Here is a 25,595-nt window from a genome sequence, read left to right as displayed (position 1 = left end):
TGTCTTTGCAAACACTATTTTATCAGAAAGCCATGAATCTTTTTTAGTTGCACTTAGATTATAAATTCAAGCCTAATAAAAAGGCTGCTACTACGGCTGCCACGATTGGCGAAATATACATAAAATTGGTTACATCCGAAACTTTCTCAGCATGTTCAAAGGCATAGCTCCAGAATACGAATCCTAATGCACTGGAAAAGAATGCTAGGTATACCATAGCAAGCTTCGCAGTGATTGGTGCGGCTCCAATCATTTCAATAGCATGATCTGCAAAAGGTAGTGCCATAATGGCACCTGTAAACATGGACCACATAGCGATAGTAATAGAGTTATAACCTTTCAGACTAAGCCCGCGATTTAGAATATTATAAACCGCAAACAGTATCATACCAATCAACGTCCATATGGCCCCCATTGGAATGGTCAGAGTGGAATTCCAAAAAATAATAACGGCCACACCTATAAAAGCAGTTATGGTGAAGATCCAACCTATAAGGCGTATTTTATCCTTATAGACTACCAATGCCATCAATGCTGTAGTCATCGGTGTCAAAGCCATAATAATACTAGATGTAGCGGCCGGTATTGTTCGCAACCCTTCATTAAAAACGACTTGGTAAACGAAGTTTCCTGTAGCCCCTAGCAGAATATATAGGCCCCACTCACGCCAAGATGTAGGTATATGTAATCCCTTAAATACACCAATAATTAGCATGAGTATAGCACCACCTACAACCCTCGCTACCGAGAGTGTCAATGCATCTACTGATTGCAATGCTACTTTACCAAAAGGAAACGCCGTAGCCCAAACGGCAATGGTGGCAGATGCCCCTAAAATGGCTTTCATACGATTTGTCATTAGCATCTACCTTTCTACGTAATTCCATAATCAATACTATCTAAATATTACCATAATAACACCCTACAATTCCAAGAAGATCCATCACAATATATCGAATACTTTCCATTTATTGATACAAATTTTCATTATTTAAAAATAATACAAAAATTAGTTCTTTCAAATATACACATCTAAATAAAGCAAGTTAAGTACTACACTTTCAATATATTTACATAGTGTTTTCAATATTATTAAATTACAAATAATATCTATTCTTACGAAATTTGCATAGTATGTATTGAAAATTCATATCATTTATATATTGTGAGTTTTAGATAAACATTGTACACTAGATATATCAAAATCTATAGTTATATCCATTTATGGAGGTGCAAAATGCAACATACTGCATGGAAAGATTTTAACACAGGTGTGTGGGATAAAGCGATTGACGTACGCGACTTTATCCAAAGAAACTATGTTCCCTATGAAGGGGACGACTCCTTCCTAGTTGGTCCTACAGAACGTACTACAAAATTGTGGGACAAGGTAATGAAACTATACGAAGAAGAACGCGAAAAAGGTGGCATGCTTGATGCCGATACTTCCGTGGCAACACACATCACTGCGCATGCGCCAGGATATATCGACAAAGACCTTGAAACAATCGTTGGTTTACAAACTGATAAACCTCTAAAACGCGCTATGTTCCCTTATGGCGGCCTTCGTACAGCAAAATCTGCTATCGAAGAATATGGCTTTAAAATGGATCCTCAAACAGAGGACTTCTTCAAAAAGCACCGTAAAACGCACAATGACGGCGTATTCGATGTTTACACTCCAGAAATGCGTGCCGCTCGTACAGCACACATCGTAACTGGTTTGCCAGATGCATATAGCCGTGGCCGTATCATCGGTGACTACCGTCGTATCGCATTATATGGTATCGACTACTTAATCGAAGAGAAAAACCAAGAATTCAGCATCACTATGGGTGATATGCTAGAAGACGTAATCCGTGACCGCGAAGAAATCAAAGAACAAATCCGTTCCTTGAAAGAATTAAAAGAAATGGCTGCATCCTATGGCTACGACATTTCCGAACCAGCTAAAGACGTTCGCGAAGCTATGCAATGGATTTACTTCGGTTACCTTGGTGCCATCAAGGAACAAAACGGTGCCGCTATGTCCATCGGCCGTAACTCTACATTCCTTGATATCTATGCTGAACGCGACCTTCGCAATGGTACCTACACTGAAGAACAAATCCAAGAATTCGTAGACCATTTCATCATGAAATTGCGTATGGTTCGCTTCGCACGTATCCACGAATACAACAACTTGTTCACAGGCGACCCTGTTTGGACTACTGAATCCATCGGCGGTATGGGTACTGACGGCCGTACATTGGTTTCCAAAATGTCCTTCCGTTACCTACATACATTGACTAACCTTGGTCCTGCTCCAGAACCAAACCTCACTGTACTATGGTCCCCTCGCATGCCAATCGGCTTCCGCCGTTTCTGTGCGAAATTATCCATCGAAACTTCTTCCATCCAATACGAAAACGACGAATTGATGCGTCCTAACTCTGGTGATGACTACGCTATCGCATGTTGCGTATCCCCAATGCGTATTGGTAAAGAAATGCAATTCTTCGGCGCTCGTTCTAACCTAGCAAAATGCTTGCTTTACGCAATTAACGGCGGCGTTGACGAAAAACTTAAGAAACAAATCGGTCCTAAATACCGTCCTATTACATCCGAATACTTAGACTTTGACGAAGTATGGGAAAAATTCGACGACATGATGGAATGGTTGGCAGGCGTATATGTAAACGCATTGAACATCATTCACTACATGCATGATAAATACGCTTATGAAAAACTAGAAATGGCATTGCATGACCGCAAAGTAACTCGTTGGTTCGCAACTGGTATTGCTGGTTTATCCGTAGTAGCTGATTCCTTGTCCGCTATTAAATACGCTAAGGTAAAACCTATTCGTGACGAAAACGGCATCGCTGTTGATTTCGAAATCGAAGGTGAATTCCCTAAATATGGTAACGATGATGATCGTGTAGATAGCTTGGCTTCCATGGTTGTTTCCACATTCATGAACAAGGTGCGTAAACATCCTACATACCGTCAATCCGTTCCTACTATGAGCTTGTTAACAATTACTTCTAACGTAGTGTATGGTACTGCAACAGGTTCCACACCAGATGGCCGTAAAGCTGGTCAAGCTTTCGCTCCTGGTGCTAACCCTATGCATGGTCGTGATTCTCACGGTGCCGTAGCTTCGTTATCTTCCGTTGCAAAAATGCCATGGCGCGATTGCTCTGACGGTATTTCCAATACCTTCTCTATCGTTCCAGACGCATTAGGTAAATCTGGTGAAACATTTGTATCCGTAGGCGATTTTGATATTGAGTTAGACCCTTCTCAATTGCCTAATAGCAATACAAACTTCGCTTGCAGCGAACCAAATGTTACTATAGAGGAAGATAAATAATCTTCCACCGTATTGTATGCTTTCACCGGCATCAATACTCGTATTTTGGTTGAAAGGAGGAATACCCATGAGCAACCAACAACAAGTGGATAACTTGGTAGAATTATTGGATGGCTACTCCCAAAAGGGCGGTCACCATTTGAACGTTAACGTGTTCACTCGTGAAACATTGTTAGACGCTCAAAAACATCCTGAGTTGTACCCTCAATTGACTGTTCGTGTATCTGGTTATGCAGTACACTTCAACAAATTGACGAAACAACAACAAGATGAAGTTATTTCCCGTACATTCCATCAACAAATCTAATCGAGGTTTTCTATGACAGGACGTATTCATTCACTAGAAACGATGGGTACGGTTGATGGTCCAGGCATGCGCATGGTGGTATTCCTTCAAGGATGCCCCATGCGTTGTGCCTATTGCCATAATCCAGACACGTGGAATGAAGAAAGCCAAGAAGCTAAGTTCATGACCGTCGAAGAGATTTGGCAGCAATACGAACGTAACCGTCAGTTCTATACGAACGGTGGCATTACTGTCACAGGTGGGGAAGCATTGATGCAAATTGACTTTGTCATCGAGCTTTTCACATATTTTAGTGAAAGAAACGTCCATACCTGTTTAGATACAAGTGGAATTTGTTTTGATCCCCACCAAGAGGTGGCATACCGTAAGTTACTGAGCGTAACGAGTCTCGTCATTTTGGATATTAAGGACATCGATCCTATAGTCCATAAATGGCTAACCGCACAGCCTTTAGAACCAATCCTTCAATTCGCAAAACTGACAACTGATGTAAATGTGCCGATTTGGGTGCGTCATGTGGTGGTACCTACCGTTACAGACAATGCAGATCGTCACTATAGGCTAGGCTTTTTCTTAGGATCACTACGCAACTTACAAGCCGTCGACTGTTTACCATATCATGTGATGGGGGTTGCCAAATACAAGGAATTAGGTATTACCTACCGCCTTGATGGCATCCCGGCCGCTACAAAGGATTTAGCTGCCAAAGCGAGCAAAACCGTTGTAGAAGGCATAAAAGCATATCGTAGACATTGGTGGTGTCCCATCAAAACACCAACTAATCATAATCAAGTTTGAGGATAACTACCTCCCTTGATATATATACTATATATATTAAAAACTTGATCTATGATCTAGCCCTAAACGAAAATAACCCCTGACCACACAACCGGTCAGGGGTTATTTATCTATCTATTAAGAGACAACATTAATAGGTTCACTTTTCAAAAAGGCTTGTACATTATCGCGAATAATACCCACCAAACGTTGACGCGTTTCGAGGCCCTTCCAGCCCATATGAGGTGTGATAATGACATTATCTAATGTATACAGAGGGCTATCCTCTGCTGGAGGTTCTACCTCTTGTACATCAAGGCCAGCACCGTGAATGCGTTTAGCTGCCAAGGCGTCACATAAATCCGCTTCATTAATAAGTGCACCGCGCCCCGTATTAATGATGACAGCATTAGATTTCATCTTAGCGATTGTATCCTTATTAATCAAATGTTTTGTCTTATCATTCAATGGGCAATGTAAGGAAATATAATCACTTTGCGCGAGTAATTCATCAAGGCTTACATAGCAAATACCCTCGCTATCTTCCTTTGGCGTACGCGTATGAATTAAAATGTTCATATCTAACGCCCTTGCAACCTTTACAACAGCCATGCCGATATGACCGGCGCCGATGATACCTAATGTTTTACCATTAACTTCGGTGTGAGGGACTTGTAAATGTTTAGTAAAATTGCTACGGTCGCCTTTAGCAAGCATACCGATTTGTTGCTGCATAGTAGATGCAAAATTTAGAAGCATCATAATCGCCGTATGAGCTACTCGTTCCGTACTATAAGCTGGAATATTGCACACCGTAATGCCCTTAGCACGCGCCGCATCAAGGTCGATGTTGTTATATCCAGTACCAGCTTCTACGATGAGTTTCACAGATTCAGGAAATTGTGAAAGCAACTCTGGCCCTACAGGTATTTCTTTTGTTACCACTACAGTAGCGCCTTGAATGCGTTCAATAAGCTCAGCATTTGTGCTATCGTCATACACTTGTACATCATTTGATAATACAGAAAAATCTAGCAAGTGATCATAATTCATCTTACCAGCATTAACCACTACAACTCGTTCGTTCATCATATCCTCCTAACAATTTCTATTAAGGGTAAATGTATTATATATTAATTATACTACAAGCTACTACATATTATATGCTAATTCATCATAGTCTATGCAGATTAAGACTAATTACTCCCTGAATATAAAATCAAATGAAATTTCAGCATAAACTTTCACAAAAACTATTGTTTAATTCCCTAAAAGTTATACAATAAAAGTAATGTATTTTAGGAGTGAAATGATCATGAGACCAACATATTTAACGATTGATACAAGCTTGGTTCGCGAGAACCTACGAAAAATAAAAGACAGCCTCCCAGAGTGGAGTACATCCACAGCGGTTATCAAGGCCAATGGCTATGGTCACGGTAGTGTTATGATGGGGCGTATTGCTGTCGAAGAAGGTTATGAATCCTTAGCCGTCGCTATTCCAGAAGAGTCTGTACCACTTCGCAATGCTGGCATTATGGTGCCTATTTACCTATTAGGCCTAACGAGACCACAATCCTTTGAACTTGTAGCGGATACGAATTCCATTCCTGCTGTTTGCGAATCTACCGATTTAGAGGCCCTAAACAAAGTGGCTGACAATCACGATATGATTATCCGCGTTGCCGTAGCCGTCGATACAGGCATGCATCGCATAGGTATTAAACCAGAAGATGCGGTAGAGTTCATTAAGCGCGTTGAATCCTATCCAAATCTTGCAGTAGATGGATTCTTTTCACACATGAGTAATGCCGATGCAGCAGACCAAAGTCACGCTCATGGACAGGCCCAAAAGTTCCATACAATGGTGGATGAAATTCGCGCCTTTAGACCTGATGCGGACTATCGATTTTCTCTCGCCAACAGTGCCGGTCTATTATCCGTAAAGGACAGTCTATTCACAGATGCACGACCAGGTATCATCCAATACGGCATCATGCCATCTCTCGATGTGCCAAATCGACTAGGTCTAAAACCGGTTCTCTCCTTCCACAGTGAAGTCGTTCATGTACAACATCTCGAAGCAGGCGAAGGCATTGGTTATGGATCTACCTATGTCACACCAGAGCCTATGACAATCGCTACCATTCCTGTAGGCTACGCCGACGGGTATCCACGCAGCCTATCTAATCGTGGTACCGTTCTCATCCAAGGTACCCGTTGCCCTGTTGTAGGACGCATTTGTATGGACCAATTCATGGTAGCAATACCTGATACGATTACGGTCAAACCAGGCGACAAGGTAGTACTATTGGGTTCTCAAGGTCATGAAAGCATCTCTACCCTTGAAATTGCAGCCCTTGCCTCCACCATTCCTTATGAAATCTTCTGTGGCTTCTCTGATCGCGTGCCACGACAATACATATAAAATAAAGAGGATGACACCAGTGATTTCAATGTCATCCACAAAAGCAAAAGCACCACCGAAATTCGGTGGTGCTTTTATTCTCCTATACCATACACATATGGATTGTGTGTGTTGTGTGTGTATTGTGTGTTGTGAGAGAGATATTTTATATACATCATGTATATACTTATGAATTGGGAAGGAACCCTTCATAAGGAGGCCCTAAGGAGACAGACGGCATAGGAGAGAGTCAATGTTTGTCTGATCCACCAAAGGGCCCGCATCGGGGTGCACTGGGAGATTCTATGCACCCCACGCGCCGATGGAATGACGCGATGCATGTGTATTGGTATAGTAGATTATTTATGAGCTTTATCTGCTTTTTCAGCCTTTACCGCTGGTGCAGGTTGAGCTTTTTTATTGGATTTTACGACCTTAGTTGTTTTATGGTCTTTTTTATCCGCTTTTATAACCTTTGTTGTTTTTGCATCCTTTTTATCTGCTTTTGCAACTGCAGGAGTTGTATCAGCATCCATGGACGCAGCTGCAGGGTTTGCTACAGCAGGAACTACAACAGGTTGTGCATTTTCGTTTACTACAGGTTTTGCAGCTTCAGCTGTTGCAGGTTTAGTAGCCTCAGCTGTTGCAGGTTTAGCAGCTTCAGGTGCTACAGGTCTAGCAGCTTCTGGTGCTACAGGTTTAGCAGTTTCAGTCACTACAGGTTTAGTATTTTCATTTGCTACAGGTTTAATAGCTGCAGACACATCAATTTTTGGTGCTGTTGCTTCTTGTTTTACTACTGGTGCAGTTTGTACTGCTTCTTTTACTACCGGCACAGGTTGTACTTGTGGGGCTTCTGCTGCATAAGCAACTACGCTAGTGCCTAATACACCAGCTACTGCCAATGCAAGGCTAGTTCTTACGATAGATTTCTTCATCATGTCCTCCTAAGTTTCAAATAGTTAATTGCATATAAGCTATGGAATATAACCTATGTACAATCACATCTGTTTACCACCTAGGCCTATGGCGGCTAACTGAGACCATCTTAGCCACCGCGTATGAGATGCAAATTAAGATATCAGAACAGCTCAATTTATTGCATGAAATATATATGAATTTTCGGCTAAATTTCTATAGAATTTTTACAAATGTGATTCATGAATCATCAATTCATATTATGTCTGCTGATTTCTGTGAAAGCCCATAGCATGCAACATTTCCCATATTATTAAATACTAATTTTTTCAATATGACCCACAGCTAGATCATTCATGAGTAAATTTTTAGAAAAAATACTATATTTAGCTACCAAAAAGCTACCAATAGATTTGTAATTTTTAAAAAATAAATTTGAAATACTGGTTAGTAACTCTTGCGAGTTTTCCCTATTTATTGCTCGCAATATAAATTGAAAATAGGCATGGAAAAGACGATAGATTTTTTATTTCTATCGTCTTTAATACTTTATATTCCCTTCGACAAACTTGAAGTTGTTTACTTACAGTACTCCTCTATTTTGTAGCTATATTCTTTTAGAAGTCCCCGTGAATAAATCTTTTTATTTTTTGAATCTCTAACTTCTTTCCAAAGAATAGCCGCAACTTTTAACTTGTTAGAGTAATGATTGCTAAACTCATCTGCACAAAAATCCTTTAGAAATTGATTCCATTGGCAAGCTGAATTATCATACTTGGCGTAGTCTGACTCTCCATAGTATATTTTAATCATATCTTGGATTGTAAAATTTATGTTGTTGTCCCGTTTTACTTTTCGCCAAGCTGTTGCCATATCAGCATTAAATTTAAAGGGATTAACACCTGTTACAGCTGAAAAATAATCACGAAATTTCTGATTAAAGGAAAACCCACATTCAAGTAATGATGTATTTAGGGTTATTATTTCGGTTTGATTTTTATTTCTTTTCCTCAAAAATTTTTCTACTCTATTTCCCTTAAAATATTGTTCTATAATATGATTTAATTCTTTTTTTGTACATCTGTATTCTAATCCAAGGTACTTACAAATTTGTGAAAGCTCTTCTCGATACCAGTAGTATCTGTTAAATTCTTCAAATGATTTTATATCTCTAAAATCAGGTCTATTTTCTTCCAAATGCTCACCTCTACAACTCCAAATTTCTAAATGGGGTTTTTTTATATATTAGATACTTTCAACAAAACGCAACATTCCAGATACCCTAAAAAAGCTATTAAACATATATTGACATATATTAACATACTCTAATATATAATAAGAACCCCCTAGGCGATAACCTAAAGGGTTTTTTAGAGAGGACAAATTATAATCAACTTATAGACTATCATGAATATCTAAGAGTATCAATAAAGCTGGTATTATCTATATTTATTTAATCTATCCAATTCATTGATACTCACAGAAATTCATAAAATTAGTTGGAGCTGATAATAGGATTCGAACCTACGACCTACTCATTACGAATGAGCCGCTCTACCAACTGAGCTATACCAGCATGTGTATAGTAACATCCTACTCCTATTGCAGTAAGATGTCAAATACACCTATTTTACGCCTTTTACAGATACGAGTTCACCTGTGAAAGCGTCTACATGTACTTCAATTTCTTGATGATTAGCGGCACCAAATTCTACATCGTATACAAAACGACCTTTTTCATTTTTTACAGACCAGCTATTAAGGCTAGTTGCTTGGCCTTTTGTTTGAGCAAAGGCAAAGTTTACAACTGCGTCTGGCGTTAAAATACGAGTAGGATCAAAGGCCTTTTTCTCTAAACCAACCTTGTATGCGCCTTCTTTTGTTTCACCAATTTGATTTGTATTGTAGTTGTATTTCAACTCATACTTACCTGTTGAATCAAAGCCTTCAACTTCATATTTAATTTGACCATCTTCGCCATCAAATGCAATTTCTGTAATCGCTGCTTTTGGATGTTGTTGAATGAAAGCATTGAGCAATGTATTGGCGCCTACAATGGCTGCATGATTAGCATCAACAACTGCTACTGTCGGTTGTACCGGTACAATACTAGCCGCATCAACAACTGGTGCATTTACCCCAAATGCCGCTGCTAGTGCCAATGCAATACCGCCTTTTACGAACATAGATTTCATAAATTCCTCCTACATAAATAGTATTAGTAAATATTCCATATACTACTATTATACACAATAGTTAGAACTTTCACGAACAAAATCATAATCTAAAATGACACCCACGAATAGATAGCATATGTTACAATTTAATTAGTAAAACAATAGTTAATAATATATACAAGTGAGTACTATGATTTCTTTATATCCAACCTTTTACCATACATTTCAATGCAAAGCCAATCAATGTCATCATACATGTTGTCAAAAGTGGACTATCGATGTAGATGAGGAGACGGCTAAATTATATCAAACACTGCCTACACCATTAGGTGAAGACCTACGGAAATTTATGACCGTCGATGACGAAGGCTATTATTTCATGTTTAGCGACAAACAGCCTACCTGTCCGTTGCTACTGGAAGATGGATTGTGCCGCGTGGTCTTAGAACTAGGCGAAGATAGTTTATGCGATACCTGTCATATGCATCCGCGGTTCTATAAATATATCGAAGACCTCGAGCTCTGTGGCGTCGGTCTATCCTGCGAAGAATCGGTAGAAAAGTTACTAGCTACCGAAGGCGATCAATTGCTATTCACTATCGAAGATGATGACGGCGAATTTACTGCTGAAGACCGTCCCGTACTCGAAAATATCTTTGACCTCTTAGCATTAGGTATTAATCCTGCTATTTGTCAGTTTACACTCAATCATTCTATCCACTACTGCCAAGAGTTAGTTACTATATATAAGAAAACGGAGCCTATCGATGAGGAATGGACAAAACAACTAGCCCATTTAGAGGCCATGCTGTCATCGACAACGGCATCAACTACGATGGACTTACTTAAGGCTGACACCATCGATGTATCCGCACTCAACAAGGTGTATCAATACATCTTATACCGCCAAATTGATATGCTTGCAGAATACTCGTTAGAAAGCCTTGTGCGATACGCCTTTGACGCCACAGTATTCATCGCACTGCTAACACATCAATTCGGAAATCTGCCAGAACAAATCAGACGATGGTCTGAACAAATCGAATACGATGAAGATAATGTAGCATTCTTATTTAATGAATATGAAAACAACTACCTTGCCAAATAAGAATTATCGGACAAATCATGCGTAGTTGCTATATAACGATGAAAAGACACATTCCAAAAACGGAATGTGTCTTTTTAAAATAGTAGTATGCCTAAAAATTTTATGCCTACCCAGATGATGTACGCACCGCATATAACGAGAAGTCCTTCAAAGGCATTGCCCGAAACGGAGGCCCCCACAATACGTCCTACCACGGTGATTAAGGACATGGTAAGAAGAAGGCAAATAATCGTAAGAAATACGCCTAATAACAACACGAGGACGACAGGCGCTTTAGCGAAAGCAAATAGTACACCAATGCTCAACATGTAGATACCGATTACCACTTGCGCATATGCAATACAGTGGAATACACCGGTTAAAATAGTCATCGTATAGCAATGACGAGCACGCCATAATGCATAGCCGCTGATAAGTATAGCCATAACTAAAGCTTTCACAATCAGCAATAGCCATCTGCTCACATCCCACAGAGGTGTCGTCGTATTCAACTTTTGTAGCAATCCATTGATTTCAATGATATTAACCATAGGAAGTTGTTCAATTTTCATAAATGTGGTGGGATTCATGATGAAGTGTTTCATAGCCTCCGTATATACCGAATCACCTATAGCGGTGAATTGGTAACATATAACGGCTAGCACCATCATCACGACTAATTGAGTTATGCTGGTACGTTGACGATATATGCGTACGCCATCCGTATCGATAGGCCCTACTAATCGATCAAAGAATTCAATCATATGTCCTCTTAATACTTATTAATACAACACAATACAAAGTATGCGTCAATGCACATAAATAGTACATTATTTCATGAAACGCTCATTTATTATAACATAAAAGCAAGGTATAGAATATACCTTGCTTTTAATTTTATTATATTTTTATGTTATAAATAGTTTAATTTTACTCATAAAAAGTTATTGCAAACTTCCTAAGATTTTAGTCAAATTATCATCCATTCGTTCAAGATATGTTTTATCGTCTTCCTTGCTTTCGATAGTATAAATAGTTTCTACCTTAGCGCCTACTTCTTGAGCTAATGTCTTAGATACTTCTGGACTAGCCATTTCTTCTGCGAAGATTGTGGTAATCTTATTTTCCTTGCAGTATTCGATGAGTTTAGCCAATTGTGCTGCATTTGGTTCACCTTCTGCAAACACATCTTCTACGCTATTTTGTTCTAATCCAAAGTCACGGCATAGATATGCAAAAGCAGCATGACCTGTTACAAAGTTTTTGTGTGGAGCTTTTGCAAATTGACCTTCATATTTTTGAATCATCGCATCTAGTTTTGCTACATAATCATTGTAGTTCTTTTCGTAATAATCCTTATTAGCAGGATCTACCTTTACCAATGCATCCTTAATATTTTTAACTTCAATCTTAGCATTTTTCAAAGACAACCATGTATGAGGGTCTTCTGCGCCATGTTCTTTAATTTCGTCAGGATCTGTGTTTTTAATAGCCTCTACACCGTCAGATGCTTTCACAGATACAAGTTTGTCGTTTTTAGCCGCATCAATCGCTTGTTGCGCCCAAGGTTCCATGCCGAGTCCGTTATAAACAAATACTTGCGCTGATGCTAATTGTTTCATATTCTCTGGTTTTAATTCAAAGTCATGTGGTTCCGTACCATCTGGAATAATCGTAGATACCTCTACCTTATCGCCACCGATAGCCTTCGCAAATTCAGACATAGCATTAAAACTTGTTACCACTTGGATTTTCTTACCTGCTTGTTCCTTTGGCGCATCATTACCACAGCCTGCAAATAGAGCAGCCATCAGCACGCCAACTACTAACAATACCAGTTTCTTGACCATAGTAGGCCTCCTTTTTCTAAATCCTGAGTGCTCATGCTATTATAGTATATATAGTATTCTTTAATTGCAGTTGCGACTCAGTTGCATTTGTAATATAGTTATAGTATAAACGTAGTAATAATTTTGTCAATCAGAAAAGTGGTTTTTATGTTATCAATTCAACATCTTTATTTTTCATACCAAGGTCAACCGCCCTATGTGCTAAATGATTTAAACGTAGAGGTCCATAGCGGCGATTATATTTCCATCGTAGGCGACAATGGTTCTGGTAAAAGCACCCTCTTGCGCCTCATTCTAGGTTTTCTAACGCCTGTAAAAGGTTCCATCACATGTAACACGAACAATATTCGTTATGTATCACAAAAGAATGATTTCTCCCATGCTGGATTTCCTATTACAGTCCATGAAATTCTAGATTCCTATCGCAAGCTATTGAACATCAAAGATAAGCATGAAGTGAATCGCGTTCTTGAACTCACACATATGACAGAGTTTAAAGACCGCCTCATCAGCAAATTATCCGGCGGTCAAGCACAGCGCGTTTCTATCGCACGGGCCCTTATCGGCAATCCAGATCTCATCATTCTCGATGAACCATCAACGGGCATCGACCGCAAGAGCCAAGAAGGTATTTATGCCCTCTTGCGCACACTAAATCAGGAACACCATATTACTATTATTTCTGTAGAGCATAATTTGGAAATGGCTCTTGCAAATTCGACAAATATCTATCACATTGCAAATGGTCAAGGTCATCTCTGTTCCCCTGAACAATATGCTTGCGAAATCATGCATAACACAGGATGCAATTCTGTGGACCATGAAAACTGTTCCTGCTTTACAGATGTGACGGCTCAGGCTCATGATACAACATCTAAGGAGGTGCGCCATGTTTAATTATGATTTCATGCAAAATGCCTTCTTCGTAGCAGTCTGCATTTCTCTATTATGCCCATGCATCGGTATATTTATGGTACTACGCCGGTCCAGTATGATTGGCGACACCATGAGCCACGCATCCCTCGCCGGAATTACCCTCGGTTTATTGACCAATACGAACCCTATATTAGGGGCTTTCATATTCACCGCTATCTGCGGCGCTCTTATCGAGTTCTTGCGAAAATACTTTTCTCACCACCTCGATTTGATTCTTACCATCATCTTATCTCTCAGCATCGGTACAGCCATTACCCTCATCAGTTCGGGCAAGCTGAAAGCTAACGCTAACGTATTCTTCTTCGGTAGCATCTTAACCGTAAATACTACAGATATGATTAGCATTGCAGTACTCACCATATTATCTGTGTTAACCTTGTATTTCCTCTACAACTCACTGCTCTACATCGCCTACGATGAAGAGGTAGCACGAGTAGCGGGTGTAAAAGTGGATTTGATTAACTATGTATTTGCTATCTTAATGGCGGCAGCCGTATCCATTTCCATCAAAATCGTCGGCGTTCTCGTATTAAGTGCCATGATTGCCTTACCGGTAGCCTCTGCATTACAATTGGAAAAAGGTTTTAGAACAACCTTACTCTGCTCCATTGGATTTAGTTTACTGGCCATGATTATCGGTCTATTCGGATCCTATTATCTTAACGTGGCACCAGGTGGCTTTGTATCACTTACATCGGTATTCATCCTATTGGTAGTACTCATCATCAAGAATATTAAATCCATTATTCGGAGGATGCAATTTAGTAAATAAATATTATGTGTACAAGAGTGCATACAGTTAATAGTTAATCCATAATAGAAAGCGTTATTATGAATACAACACATTGGCCAGAAGGCATAAAAAAGACCAAACAGCGCGAAGCTATTTGGTCCGTATTAAACTCAACGGATAAACCGATTACCGCCATCGAAATTGCTGAACGATTAGGCGATGACAGCACCACCTGGATGTCTACCATTTACCGCACCCTTGAGTTATTAGAAACAAAAGATATCATTACACGTACCACCATCATGGGTAGCGACATGGCGTACTACGAAATTACCCCCCATACGCACCGTCACTATGCGGTATGTACGAAATGTGGAACTATGATACCTCTACATACCTGCCCCGTCGTAGAAATGCCACAGGAACTTACAGATGTAGGGTTTACAGTAACAGAGCATCACTTAGAAATTGCGGGAATCTGCAAGGACTGTAAAAACAGATAAAACGCCAAAAGGGCCCCTAATCTAATGTACTCGGGGCCCTTTCATATGGGATATCTAATATTAATCTATATAGTTTTTAATCGCTTCATTGAACAATGTTACCTTATATTCGCGAATCTCATAGGTTGCCAATTGCTCCGCATAATATGCGTCGAATTGTACAGCCTCTTCTAAGTCCTCAACTGTTCCTTGAGCGATAATAAGGCTTTCACCAGAGTTATCTGGTCTTGTGCCAAACATTAAAAATTTTCCTGCATCAAAATATGTTTTATACCAGATATGATGCTTCTCTCTCATTGCCTCGAATGCTTCCGGCGGGATGCGATTCATATCTAGCTTGATAGAAATCGTATACATAATAGGCTCCTATATACTCTTGCTTAACCACACTATATGTATCCCTCTCTTACCTATAGTATAGCATTTTTCCTATAATGTTTCTATTTTATAGAATATAACAGGGCGTAGTCGTACATGACCACGCCCTATTTATTATGTAAAGTATAGGATTTTATAGACTTTCACCAATTACAACATCAATGGAGCAATAACGAAGCCAAGTGCTACGGAAATAGCAATGGCCAGTACGCCTGGGATGAAGAATGGGTGGTTAAATACGAGATGACCGATTCGAGTCGAACCTGTATCATCCATTTGCACGGCCCCCAAAAGTGTTGGATATGTAGGCAATACAAAGAGTGCAGATACGGCTGCAAAGGATGCGATAATGATATATACAGACCCCGTATTTTCCGGTGTAATACCTAAAGCAAGGATTACTGCCGGTACAAGTGCTTGTGTAGTCGCTGCTTGGCTATACAAAAGCGTACTAGCGAAGAAGAAGGCCACTGCTAACAAGAATGGATATGCCGTTACCATGCTAGAGGCCATGGCTTTAATTTCAGGGATATGACCTTTTACAAAGGTATCGCCTAACCACGCTACGCCGAGAACACAGACGCAAGCAGATAAACCAGATTTGAATGTACTTGTGTTGACAAGTTGTGCTGTATCTAATTTACAGAAGAATGTGATAGCCGCTGCAATAATCATCATGAATCCGACGATGGCATCGTTTCGACCGAAGATAACCGGTTTAATGATACCGATATTCTTGGAAATCGCTGTTGCATAGAATACGATACAAATGATACCGATTAAGAAGATTAATACAGATTTTTTCGCACCTGGTTTTAAATGGAAATCAACATTCTTTTCGCGAGGTGGTGCCACATGGCCTGCTGCCAAACGTTCTTGGTAAACAGGATCAGAAGACAAATCATTGTTCGTAAAGGTCGACATGATAAAGGCAGTAATCATAACCGCAATAAATGTTGTGGAAATACAAATACCAAGCAATGTTGGATAGCTAACACCGAACGGTTCAAGGAATCCGCTCATAGCAACAACCGCTGCGGATACAGGGCTTGCGGTAATACCGATTTGGCTGGCTACAACGGCAATCGATAGTGGTACGGACGGCTTGATGTTCTCGCTCTTTGCAACCTCTACAATTACAGGAATCATAGAAAATGCCGTATGACCTGTACCAGCTAAGATTGTCAAGAAATACGTAACTGTAGGAGCTAAATAGTTGATGTATTTAGGATTTTTACGCAAGATATTTTCCGCAATGCGTACTAAATAATCTAAACCACCAGCCAACTGCAATGCACAAATTGCGGCAATGGCTGACATAATGATTAAGATAACATCCCAAGGAATTTGCCCTGGAAACATCCCCATACCGAGGCTCAGCAATACGACACCGAGGCCGCCAGCATAGCCGATGCCCATGCCACCGAGGCGTACGCCCAAGAAGATGGCACCGAACAAGATAATGACTTGCATAATTACATAAATGTCCATACGATGACCTCCTTTGAATATATATACTATACATATATAGTATCATAGATATGCAAAATAATCATCGTATTTTGAGAATGTATAGAATATATTTTACATTATGCAAGTAAAATGCTTTTTATTATAGAATGATTGGCTTCAAATCTTCTAATACGCCCTCTTCTTCTGTGGCACGTTTAATACTTTCACCTACGATGCGAACCATGTCTTCCAATTGTTCCACCGTGGATGCCAATGGTGGCATAAGGATAACCACATCGCCGATTGGGCGGCAAATAAGGCCTTGTTCACGAGCTAAAACGGCAACCTTTGCACCTACCGCATCATTTGGGCGATACGCTTCGTGAGTAGCAACGTCCTTTTCAAGTTCAATACCTACAATAAGACCTCGTTGACGTACTTCTTTAACATGTTTTAACTGTTCGATAGGTTTGAGTGCCTTTGTGAAAGCCTCAATCTTCGCAGATAATCCTTCGATAACCTTTTCATCGCGGAATACTTTCAACGAAGCCAATGCAACAGCACATGCCAAGGCATTACCGGTGTAGGAATGGCCATGATAGAATGTTTTCTTTTCTTCAAATGTGCCAAGAAATGCATCGAATACGCGTTTTGTAGTCAATGTAGCGGCCAACGGCAAATAACCACCCGTAATCCCTTTGGATAAGGTCATAAAATCAGGCGATACGCCTTCATGTTCACAAGCAAAGAATTTACCTGTACGGCCAAAGCCTGTTGCCACTTCATCAACGATGAGGAACACATCATGTTTAGAAGTTAACTCACGAACGCGTTTTAAATAGCCGTGAGGCATAACAAGCATACCGGCCGCAGCCTGCACTAATGGTTCCATAACGAGAGCTGTAATTTCGTCTCCTTCTTCATTGAGGATACGTTCCAATTCTGCTAAGGAATCTTCAAATGCTTTATCTCGATCTGCTACATCACGGTATACACCAGGGCTTGGCAAGGTTAAAGGTTTGAACAACAAATTATGGAATACTTGATGGAACAACTGAATCCCACCTACGGATACAGTACCTAATGTATCACCATGATAGCCCGCATTGAGTGCAATAAATTTCGTTTTCTTTGTTTGACCTACTAATTGACGGTATTGGTACGCCATCTTAATAGCGACTTCAATAGCCGTACTACCATCATCGGATAAGAATACCTTTTCCAAACCTTCTGGTGCCAATTCAACTAATTCTTTACACAACTGCGCTGATGGAGGGCTCACCAATCCGAGCAATGTACTATGCGCAATCTTATCAACTTGGTCCTTCAACGCTTGATTAAGCACAGGATGATTATGGCCATGAATATTAACCCACAAGGATGATACACCATCATAATACTTTTTACCCTTGTCATCGATCAAATACACGCCTTCACCGCGTTCGATAACTACAGGTTCTTGTGCTAACCAGTCTTGCATTTGTGTAAATGGATGCCATACAAATTCGTGGTCCCATTGTGCAATTTGTGAAAGTTGTTTCTCTGCCATCATAACACCTCATACTTAAGATTTTATATCTATACTATCTACTTAATTCCAGATTCCTTGTATATGGAGCTTTCACTAAATGCCCCATACAGTTTGCCAAATCTTAGCCGAATCTAAGAATGAACGCCCCCAACCAAGTTTGATATGAGCTTGATTAGGTCCTTGATATGGAGGAAGTACACCGAGCACCGGAATACCGGTATACCGTTCCATATCCTCAATATTCGTCTTTAATAAGAATGGATCCACCACAGTCGTATCATTTACAATGATTCCTTTTACATCAATATGATGCTGTTTTGCATACTCATACGTTAACACAACGCGATTGATAGAACCTAGACGCCCATCAGCAACCAATATGGCAGGATATGCAATATCCGTCATAAGATTTGTAAACGTAATATCCTTAGTAAGAGGCGTTGTAATTCCACCAGCCCCTTCTACAAATGTAATATCGTGTTGATTTACAACCCTTTTCACATGATTTACAATCTCTGGATAATCGATGTCCACACCGGCCAACTCTGCCGCCAAACGCGGTGAATAATCCCCTGCCAATGCAATAGGATTCACCTCGCGACGACGCGACTCAGGAATACCTACAGACTGCATCAAATAGGTAGCATCCTTACTTTCAAGCCCCATGCATATTTCATCTTCATCCATCGTTCCGCATTGAGAAAACGGAACCGCACTAGACGACACAGGCTTAACCATGCCCACATCAAAACCATCGTCCACTGCTAACGCCCCAAGCAAACCTGTGACAAACGTCTTACCTACATCCGTATCCGTACCAATAATAGAAACACCTAACTGTCTCATACGAGCACCTCTTTACCATATCGAATCAGCATTAACAACTATGCATATATAATTAGTTGACAATTTAATTACAGTATAAAACTTACAAATAGAACAGTCAACTATATACAATCTATACAGGTTGACAATTTTCGCTATAACAAGAGCCACTCATACCTTCGCAGCGACATTCCACTATTAAATATAGAGAGATTCCGCTATATTGAGCGGGTAAGCATAACCCAATGAGACTAGTTTACACGCAAAGTAAATAGAAATAGAGGGTCCCTTTCCACAGCGACTTTGGCCCTGCGAAGGCCGCAGGCCGGAGTCAGACCCGGCCGGTGTTTCTCTCATTAAATACAGAGGAATTCCGGAGTATTGTGGTTATACGTAAACTCGATGGGACCCAATTATATCTACAGTTATAGCAAGAGCCACTCATACCTTCGCAGCGACTTTGGCCCTGTTCCGTAGGAACAGACCCGGCCGGTGGAGCGAGACGGTGTGAGTGGCTCTTGATAACCTAAATGTAGAATTGTAATAGGGCCCCATCGAGTAGATGATTAAACCTCAATATAGCGGAATTCCCCTGTATCAGGATCCATCATCCCCCCATAGAATCCCATACCTCTTGGGAATAATGGATGGTGACGCAAGAATTTAACTGTATAGCGTACATTTTCTTCAGAAATGTGGAAACGGTCCATCCAATCGATAAGACCTGGTTCAATCATGCGAATGGCATCTTCATTAATGCCTTTGGCTTTCATAGATTCCATAAATTGTTCTGCGGAAAAGTCAATCATACCACAGTTTTCGTGACCGATGACGATTACATCTTCGATGCCCATACCGTATGTAGACACAAGCAAGCTTTGAACGATGTTATCAATCGGTTGCGTTACGCTGTTGCCGGCCGTCTTAATGGTGATAACCTCGCCGCGATCAAATCCTAAAGATTCTTCGAGCATCCCCACTAAACGCGTATCCATACATGTTACAATGGCTAATTTCTTTGTAGGATGACTAGTTAAACCCTTTTGAGCAAGCTCAGGATGTTTAGCTACATATTCTTTGTTTTTTTCAATAATGCCATTAATATCAATCATAATGCACCTCGCATATTCTATGAGACATGTTGATGTTCTCTACGTATTTTACTAGGAATCATATTTCATTAAGTATAATTATCCCGTATAAGATTATATAAAACTTTCACCATAAGATACAATACTATAAGCTATGTATACAAGATACTTAATGAGGAATCCCCCTCGATTAATTCCCCCGATTATGTTACTATTAAGTCGTAGTTTATTTATACATCCTGCGCGATACCGCAGCGATGTATGTACCAAGTAGGTACAGTTAGGAGGTTTTATGATGGGTATCAACGCAAAAACACTGCCAGGCATATTGCTCTGTGCAATTCTAGCCATTCCATGTTGGCTATTAGGACAGCATTTTCATTTTATCGGCAGTCCAATCTTCGCTATTATCCTCGGTATTATTATTGGTTCATTATTCACATCTTGGAAACGAGAAAAAACGGGCGCCGGCATTGGATTTACGTCTAAAAAAATCCTACAATGGGCCGTTATCCTTCTCGGCTTTGGTCTTAACATCACCCAAGTATTGCATGTAGGTTGGGTTTCCTTACCAATTATCATCTCAACCATTGCCACATCGCTTATCATTTCTTACATCATATTCAAAGCCACGCATATCGATTCTAACACAGCCGTTTTGATTGGTGTCGGTTCTTCCATCTGTGGTGGTAGTGCCATTGCTGCGGCGGCGCCTGTTGTGAAAGCTAGCGATCAAGATATTGCACAAGCTATTTCCGTTGTATTCTTCTTCAACGTAGTCGCTGCATTCATATTCCCACCTCTTGGCGATGCTATTGGATTGTCTAACATGGGCTTTGGCCTCTTTGCGGGCACAGCCGTTAACGATACATCATCCGTAACAGCTACTGCTGCTGTTTGGGATAGCATGAAGGGCACAGGCACGCAAGTTCTTGAATATGCAACCATCGTTAAATTGACACGTACATTGGCAATCATCCCTATCTGTTTAGGTCTTGCTAGTTATCAAGTGTACAAAGCCAAACAAGCGGCTAAGGCAAGCGATAACGCTGAATCTGTTAATATTGCAGCTATCTTCCCTAAGTTCGTTCTTTATTTTGTCATTTGTTCTCTTATTACAACTGTATTGTCCTATGCAAATGTAGATATTCACTTCTTAGACATATTCAAAACTATTTCTAAATACTTTATCACCATGGCCATGGTTGCTATTGGGCTTAATACAAATCTTGTTAAGCTTATCAAATCTGGTGGTAGTGCCCTTGCATTAGGCGCTGCATGCTGGATTTGCATCACCCTCGTCAGCCTAGGGATGCAACATGTTATCGGTTTATGGTAAAATAGAATAAAGCTTCGTTTAATACAGAATAGATTTCTATGTAGTACTTTATAACACTACACAGGGGTCTATTCTTTTATTATACGTACCAAATTTACCTAAACGTATCATCCATCAAGAAAGGAGGATTATCTATGTATTTCCTGCAAGGTTTATTAGTAGGTCTCGCCACGTTTGCACCGATTGGGATGCAAAATCTATTTATCATTAATACGGCCCTCGTCCAACCATTGCCACGTATCCTGTTAACTATCACTATCATTGGCCTATTCGATATGACCTTGAGTATGGCGGCCTTTTACGGCATTGGGGCGCTCCTCGAGGCATGGCCAGTCTTCAACCTGATCATTCTCATTGCAGGCGGCTTGCTCGTAGCCTACCTAGGATACAAAACATTTAAAACTACACCTTCACTCAAAAAGGTTGATACGAACATCCCCATCAAAAATATCCTGTTAATGGCACTTCTCGTTACATGGGGCAATCCGCAAGCAGTCATCGATGCATCCATGATGCTCGGCGCCTTTCGCGCTAATATTCCTGCTGAAAGCATATATCACTTCTTCTTTGGATTTCTCGCGATGACACCGATTTGGTTTGGATTCCTTGCTGGAACCATGTATGTACTAGCTAAGAAAATTAAGATATCCCATCTCGTATGGATCAATCGCGTATGCGGTACCGTATTAATCATATATGGCATAAAGCTCGTCTATGATGGCATTCTAATGATGCTGTCCATATAAACACAAAACAGGTATCGCCTGAAATCACTACACCATAAAGCTGTGTGGTTTTAGGCGATACCTGTTTTATTCATATATGTTGTTATTTAAAACTCATCGAGAACCTGTAGAAAAATATCTTTAAATGCCTCTGCATAGGTATTAGGATTTTGTGAACTCACATAGAAATAGTAATCCTTTTCTATAGGTTTACCATTATTTAATATACATTTTCGCTCAATACCTGGAATGGTATCCACTAGATACTTGAATCGGTCTACCAATAATATACCTTGTCCAGCACCAACGAGAAAACGAGCTTCTTCAAGATTTTTAACTTGTAGGAACGATCCCATAAATCCCATCGATTTTCGATAGTTTTCCTCTTCATCTAACCGTTGGTCATCATGACATACAAGAATTAACGGCAAATCTAATAATTCTTTCAGCTCTACAGACCCCTCCGGGGTATACCCCTTGGGCACCTCTGCTATAACGGTGGCCTTACTAATAGGATATGCTACATAATCATTATCCGACTTAATTTGCCAATAGTCATTAAAAATAATATCCACCAAATTATCATCGAGCATTTGATTCAATTCAGAATGGCTGCCACTATACATACGCACATCGAGGTCACGATACCGTTTTGTAGTGCGCATTAATGCCTGCTGCAATGCAATGCCACTATAGCGATTTAAATAGCCAATACGCAAATACTTACGCTCATTTTTACCGACACGCACCGTCTCATCTTGTAAATTTTTAACGCGCGTCATCAGCTGTTTACCATTCCGATATAAATATTCACCAGCCGGTGTTAGATGAAAGCTACGCTTTTCACGTATCATCAATGGAACGCCAAGACTAGCCTCCAAGGATTTAATTTGTTGTGAAATAGCCGACTGAGACACATAGTGCTCATAGGCTGCCTGTGTAAAGCTGTTATGCTCTACAACAGAAATAAAATACTCCAATTGTTTTAATAACATGATGAACTCTCTCAATACACATAATCCCAAACAATAAACCTGTCACTATCCAAACATCTAGATACTCTCACGCAACAGGCTACGCCACACAAATATAGCGGCTATAAAAAAGATACTAGCAGTACTCCAAAATACCATGCCGTAACCAAACCAATTAGCAATCATACCACTAATCATAGGGCCCAACACATTGCCCATCATGGCTACACTAGATACAGCACCAAAGACAATACTTCGCCGCTCTTTGGGAACAGCCTTTGAAATCAAGGTATTCGCTATAGGCGTAATAAAGCCCATAAAGAATCCTGCAATGGTTCTAAATATACCTAAGCCCCACACATTTGGCATAAGATATTGGAGGATAAAAAATCCGCCTACACCACAGGTGGCCGTCAATAATATATTCGGCATAGACATCCATTTAGTAATGCGCCCGATTGAAATCGATGCTAGTGCACTAAACAGACCGGCTCCAAAGATAATAACACCTACAATGGTAGCCACAAAATCATCATTTACTTGCATATAGTGTTTAATGTAAAGCGGCAATATAGGGCCTATACCGGTAATACCAAAATTACATAAAAATTGCATAACCACGAGCAATCGTACACGTGGGATAGCAAGAAATGATTTAATTAATGCCCATTGGGACTCATTACTATCTACCTTATGCGTATGCTGTAGATTAGGCATAAGTAGGTACACAGCTAACAAGCACAAGCCTGATAAGATTGAAAACATAAAGAACGGAGCCCGATAGCCTAATAAATCGGCAGCAAGACCGCCCATAAGAGGGCCAAAAACCAGACCCATCACCATCGACGCTTGATACAATCCCATCGCCCATGGTACGCGTTCCTCTGGTGTGATTAATACAATGATACCAAGTCCAATGGGTACAAAACCACCCACTAAACCTTGTAAGGTACGCAACACTAACAGCTGACTCGGCGTTTGTGCAAAACCGGCAGCCCCTACAGCTAGCATCAGGGTGGCAAGGATGAACATCATCACCCGCCGAGGCCCTAGTTCATTGGCTTTCCTGGACCAAAAGGGAGCACTCAAGGCTACCATACAAGGTGTTACACCAGATACAAGACCGGCCCACATAGCAGCCTCTCCTTGATTGGTCAACCCTAAATCTACCAAATATAAAGGTATAAATGATAATACGCCGATAATAGTAATGCCCGCACCGACTTGTATAGCGCAAATCAAATAGATGATGCGCTTCCATGAAATATCCATACAACCTTCAAGCAATTAAATAATATACATTATTTAGAATATATTTACCTAAATATATTAAGATAACTTACCTATATATTGTATCGTAAACAAGAAAAAAAGACCATCTCTTATGCACTAATAAGTAAAGATAGGTACGAAAAAAGCTCTCATCTCTTAGTAATAGACGAGAGCTTCTATTTATAAAAAATATATACTATATTCTTAGTATTGTTTTTGTTTAATCATCCAGTAGATGTAGTAGATTACCAATGCATATGTTAATACATCAAATACAGGTAAGAATGGTACCATTTTGGACAAACGACCAAAACCATGAACATGAATGTTTGCTGCAATGATGGCAATAAGATTTAAACGATGAATCCAAATCGCTTTCTTACGAGATACGGATTTTGCCATATTTCCAATCCAAGGTGTTAAGTATAGTACACCAAAGATAAGAGCAATAAACATGGCTCCAAGGGAGATATAACCGCCCCAAAAACCTAAGAAAGAGTTTACGGCCTTTAAGAAGTATACATACCAGTGAGCACAGACTAAGACAACGCAGACAATACCTACTATACGATGTACTTCAAACATTTCTTTTGGATTGTATCGTTTGATAAACCATTTTGGTTTTGTTGCAATATATGTCAACACAAGCCAAGCTGCATAAGGGATTAAACCTAAATGAACCTTCCAGTTACCAAATGGTCTGCCGCCAGTCACATACCCATATTCTACCATTCCCATTAAGATGAGTGCTAACACAGCAATCCAAATAAGAATATGGTACTTACTCTTAAATTGTTTCTTCACTACTTCTGCCATTACCGAGACTCCTCACAGTTAAATATATATGATGTTAAATAATTCCACATAAGATAATACCAATTTTCATTCTCATAGTAAAGTGAAAATGTATACCAATCTCACATAAAAACATGAATATTACTCATATAGCAGGAATATG

General features: G+C 40.0%; 25 protein-coding genes and 1 tRNA gene. 10 read left to right on the top strand and 16 right to left on the bottom strand.

Features of this window, described 5'->3' with window-relative positions; all coding sequences use genetic code 11:
- Window positions 1-58 precede the first annotated feature (58 nt).
- Window positions 59-859, bottom strand: coding sequence for a DMT family transporter (locus tag HMPREF1504_RS07230; RefSeq protein WP_232203337.1), 801 nt, complete (start codon window positions 857-859; stop codon window positions 59-61).
- Window positions 860-1,237: 378 nt separating this feature from the next.
- On the opposite strand from HMPREF1504_RS07230, the gene pflB reads away from it, so the two are divergent.
- The 3 genes from pflB (at window position 1,238) to pflA (ending at window position 4,460) form a co-directional block, all read left to right on the top strand.
- Window positions 1,238-3,355, top strand: coding sequence for a formate C-acetyltransferase (gene pflB / locus HMPREF1504_RS07225; protein WP_005381464.1), 2,118 nt, complete (start codon window positions 1,238-1,240; stop codon window positions 3,353-3,355).
- A 67-nt stretch (window positions 3,356-3,422) separates the two neighbouring features.
- Window positions 3,423-3,662, top strand: a complete 240-nt coding sequence (gene grcA3, locus HMPREF1504_RS07220; protein WP_005376651.1) for an autonomous glycyl radical cofactor GrcA3 — start codon at window positions 3,423-3,425, stop codon at window positions 3,660-3,662.
- A 12-nt stretch (window positions 3,663-3,674) separates the two neighbouring features.
- A complete protein-coding gene (gene pflA, locus HMPREF1504_RS07215; protein ID WP_038124756.1) occupies window positions 3,675-4,460 on the top strand; it encodes a pyruvate formate-lyase-activating protein in 786 nt (261 codons plus the stop codon).
- Window positions 4,461-4,577: 117 nt separating this feature from the next.
- Here the strand turns inward: pflA and HMPREF1504_RS07210 are convergent, their stop codons facing one another.
- Complete coding sequence (locus HMPREF1504_RS07210) at window positions 4,578-5,528, bottom strand: 2-hydroxyacid dehydrogenase (RefSeq protein WP_038124754.1); 951 nt, start codon at window positions 5,526-5,528, stop codon at window positions 4,578-4,580.
- A gap of 226 nt (window positions 5,529-5,754) precedes the next feature.
- Here HMPREF1504_RS07210 and alr point away from each other — a divergent pair, with 226 nt between their 5' ends.
- The gene (gene alr / locus HMPREF1504_RS07205; protein ID WP_038124758.1) at window positions 5,755-6,867 is read left to right on the top strand and encodes an alanine racemase; all 1,113 of its coding nucleotides are present in this window, start codon (window positions 5,755-5,757) and stop codon (window positions 6,865-6,867) included.
- Between the two features lie 338 nt (window positions 6,868-7,205).
- Here the strand turns inward: alr and HMPREF1504_RS07200 are convergent, their stop codons facing one another.
- The 4 genes from HMPREF1504_RS07200 to HMPREF1504_RS07185 form a co-directional block, all read right to left on the bottom strand.
- The gene (locus HMPREF1504_RS07200; protein WP_232203338.1) at window positions 7,206-7,787 is read right to left on the bottom strand and encodes a hypothetical protein; all 582 of its coding nucleotides are present in this window, start codon (window positions 7,785-7,787) and stop codon (window positions 7,206-7,208) included.
- A 556-nt stretch (window positions 7,788-8,343) separates the two neighbouring features.
- Window positions 8,344-8,961 carry an SAP domain-containing protein gene (locus HMPREF1504_RS07195; RefSeq protein WP_005376691.1) on the bottom strand — a complete coding sequence of 206 codons (618 nt, stop codon included), beginning with the start codon at window positions 8,959-8,961 and terminating at the stop codon, window positions 8,344-8,346.
- Window positions 8,962-9,264: 303 nt separating this feature from the next.
- Window positions 9,265-9,340 (bottom strand) — tRNA-Thr (locus HMPREF1504_RS07190).
- Window positions 9,341-9,389: 49 nt separating this feature from the next.
- Window positions 9,390-9,959: a PepSY domain-containing protein gene (locus HMPREF1504_RS07185; RefSeq protein ID WP_005376688.1), complete on the bottom strand. Its 570-nt coding sequence runs from the start codon at window positions 9,957-9,959 to the stop codon at window positions 9,390-9,392.
- 172 nt (window positions 9,960-10,131) lie between these two features.
- Between HMPREF1504_RS07185 and fliB the strand changes: the two genes are divergently transcribed.
- Window positions 10,132-11,049 (top strand): flagellin lysine-N-methylase, encoded by a 918-nt coding sequence (fliB, locus tag HMPREF1504_RS07180; protein ID WP_005376671.1) that lies wholly within the window; start codon window positions 10,132-10,134, stop codon window positions 11,047-11,049.
- A 74-nt stretch (window positions 11,050-11,123) separates the two neighbouring features.
- On the opposite strand, the gene HMPREF1504_RS07175 is transcribed toward fliB, so the two are convergent.
- Window positions 11,124-11,792, bottom strand: coding sequence for a hypothetical protein (locus HMPREF1504_RS07175; protein ID WP_038124750.1), 669 nt, complete (start codon window positions 11,790-11,792; stop codon window positions 11,124-11,126).
- Between the two features lie 180 nt (window positions 11,793-11,972).
- The gene (locus HMPREF1504_RS07170; protein ID WP_009661805.1) at window positions 11,973-12,878 is read right to left on the bottom strand and encodes a metal ABC transporter substrate-binding protein; all 906 of its coding nucleotides are present in this window, start codon (window positions 12,876-12,878) and stop codon (window positions 11,973-11,975) included.
- Between the two features lie 147 nt (window positions 12,879-13,025).
- Between HMPREF1504_RS07170 and HMPREF1504_RS07165 the strand changes: the two genes are divergently transcribed.
- Genes HMPREF1504_RS07165 through HMPREF1504_RS07155 form a run of 3 tightly spaced genes read left to right on the top strand, consistent with a single transcriptional unit; the run spans window position 13,026 to window position 15,050 of the window.
- Window positions 13,026-13,775, top strand: coding sequence for a metal ABC transporter ATP-binding protein (locus HMPREF1504_RS07165; RefSeq protein WP_038124747.1), 750 nt, complete (start codon window positions 13,026-13,028; stop codon window positions 13,773-13,775).
- A complete protein-coding gene (locus HMPREF1504_RS07160; RefSeq protein WP_038124745.1) occupies window positions 13,768-14,586 on the top strand; it encodes a metal ABC transporter permease in 819 nt (272 codons plus the stop codon). Before HMPREF1504_RS07165 ends, HMPREF1504_RS07160 begins: the two co-directional genes overlap by 8 nt.
- A 59-nt stretch (window positions 14,587-14,645) precedes the next feature.
- Window positions 14,646-15,050 carry a Fur family transcriptional regulator gene (locus HMPREF1504_RS07155; protein WP_038124743.1) on the top strand — a complete coding sequence of 135 codons (405 nt, stop codon included), beginning with the start codon at window positions 14,646-14,648 and terminating at the stop codon, window positions 15,048-15,050.
- 60 nt (window positions 15,051-15,110) lie between these two features.
- On the opposite strand, the gene HMPREF1504_RS07150 is transcribed toward HMPREF1504_RS07155, so the two are convergent.
- The 5 genes from HMPREF1504_RS07150 to HMPREF1504_RS07130 all read right to left on the bottom strand — a co-directional run bounded on the left by HMPREF1504_RS07150 (window position 15,111) and on the right by HMPREF1504_RS07130 (window position 20,348).
- The gene (locus HMPREF1504_RS07150) at window positions 15,111-15,407 is read right to left on the bottom strand and encodes a YciI family protein (RefSeq protein WP_005376658.1); all 297 of its coding nucleotides are present in this window, start codon (window positions 15,405-15,407) and stop codon (window positions 15,111-15,113) included.
- Window positions 15,408-15,578: 171 nt separating this feature from the next.
- Window positions 15,579-16,919 carry an anaerobic C4-dicarboxylate transporter gene (locus HMPREF1504_RS07145; RefSeq protein ID WP_038124740.1) on the bottom strand — a complete coding sequence of 447 codons (1,341 nt, stop codon included), beginning with the start codon at window positions 16,917-16,919 and terminating at the stop codon, window positions 15,579-15,581.
- A gap of 121 nt (window positions 16,920-17,040) precedes the next feature.
- Window positions 17,041-18,429: an adenosylmethionine--8-amino-7-oxononanoate transaminase gene (gene bioA / locus HMPREF1504_RS07140; RefSeq protein ID WP_038124738.1), complete on the bottom strand. Its 1,389-nt coding sequence runs from the start codon at window positions 18,427-18,429 to the stop codon at window positions 17,041-17,043.
- A gap of 75 nt (window positions 18,430-18,504) precedes the next feature.
- Window positions 18,505-19,257, bottom strand: coding sequence for a dethiobiotin synthase (gene bioD / locus HMPREF1504_RS07135; protein ID WP_009661821.1), 753 nt, complete (start codon window positions 19,255-19,257; stop codon window positions 18,505-18,507).
- Window positions 19,258-19,802: 545 nt separating this feature from the next.
- The gene (locus HMPREF1504_RS07130) at window positions 19,803-20,348 is read right to left on the bottom strand and encodes a carbonic anhydrase (RefSeq protein WP_005376646.1); all 546 of its coding nucleotides are present in this window, start codon (window positions 20,346-20,348) and stop codon (window positions 19,803-19,805) included.
- Window positions 20,349-20,622: 274 nt separating this feature from the next.
- Between HMPREF1504_RS07130 and HMPREF1504_RS07125 the strand changes: the two genes are divergently transcribed.
- Both HMPREF1504_RS07125 and HMPREF1504_RS07120 read left to right on the top strand, forming a co-directional pair.
- Complete coding sequence (locus HMPREF1504_RS07125; protein ID WP_038124736.1) at window positions 20,623-21,666, top strand: YeiH family protein; 1,044 nt, start codon at window positions 20,623-20,625, stop codon at window positions 21,664-21,666.
- Between the two features lie 134 nt (window positions 21,667-21,800).
- Complete coding sequence (locus HMPREF1504_RS07120; RefSeq protein ID WP_038124734.1) at window positions 21,801-22,412, top strand: LysE/ArgO family amino acid transporter; 612 nt, start codon at window positions 21,801-21,803, stop codon at window positions 22,410-22,412.
- Between the two features lie 86 nt (window positions 22,413-22,498).
- Here HMPREF1504_RS07120 and HMPREF1504_RS07115 read toward each other — a convergent pair whose 3' ends face one another.
- The 3 genes from HMPREF1504_RS07115 to HMPREF1504_RS07105 form a co-directional block, all read right to left on the bottom strand.
- Window positions 22,499-23,386, bottom strand: a complete 888-nt coding sequence (locus HMPREF1504_RS07115) for a LysR family transcriptional regulator (protein WP_038124731.1) — start codon at window positions 23,384-23,386, stop codon at window positions 22,499-22,501.
- A 57-nt stretch (window positions 23,387-23,443) separates the two neighbouring features.
- Window positions 23,444-24,637, bottom strand: coding sequence for an MFS transporter (locus HMPREF1504_RS07110; protein WP_038124729.1), 1,194 nt, complete (start codon window positions 24,635-24,637; stop codon window positions 23,444-23,446).
- 204 nt (window positions 24,638-24,841) lie between these two features.
- A complete protein-coding gene (locus HMPREF1504_RS07105; protein WP_038124727.1) occupies window positions 24,842-25,453 on the bottom strand; it encodes a hypothetical protein in 612 nt (203 codons plus the stop codon).
- Window positions 25,454-25,595 lie beyond the last annotated feature (142 nt).

It is taken from the genome of Veillonella sp. ICM51a, from assembly GCF_000524355.1.
Classification (GTDB): Bacteria; Bacillota; Negativicutes; order Veillonellales; family Veillonellaceae; genus Veillonella; species Veillonella atypica.
The sequence above is the reverse complement of the archived record's forward strand: the minus strand, read 5'-3'. Positions and strand labels throughout refer to the sequence as shown.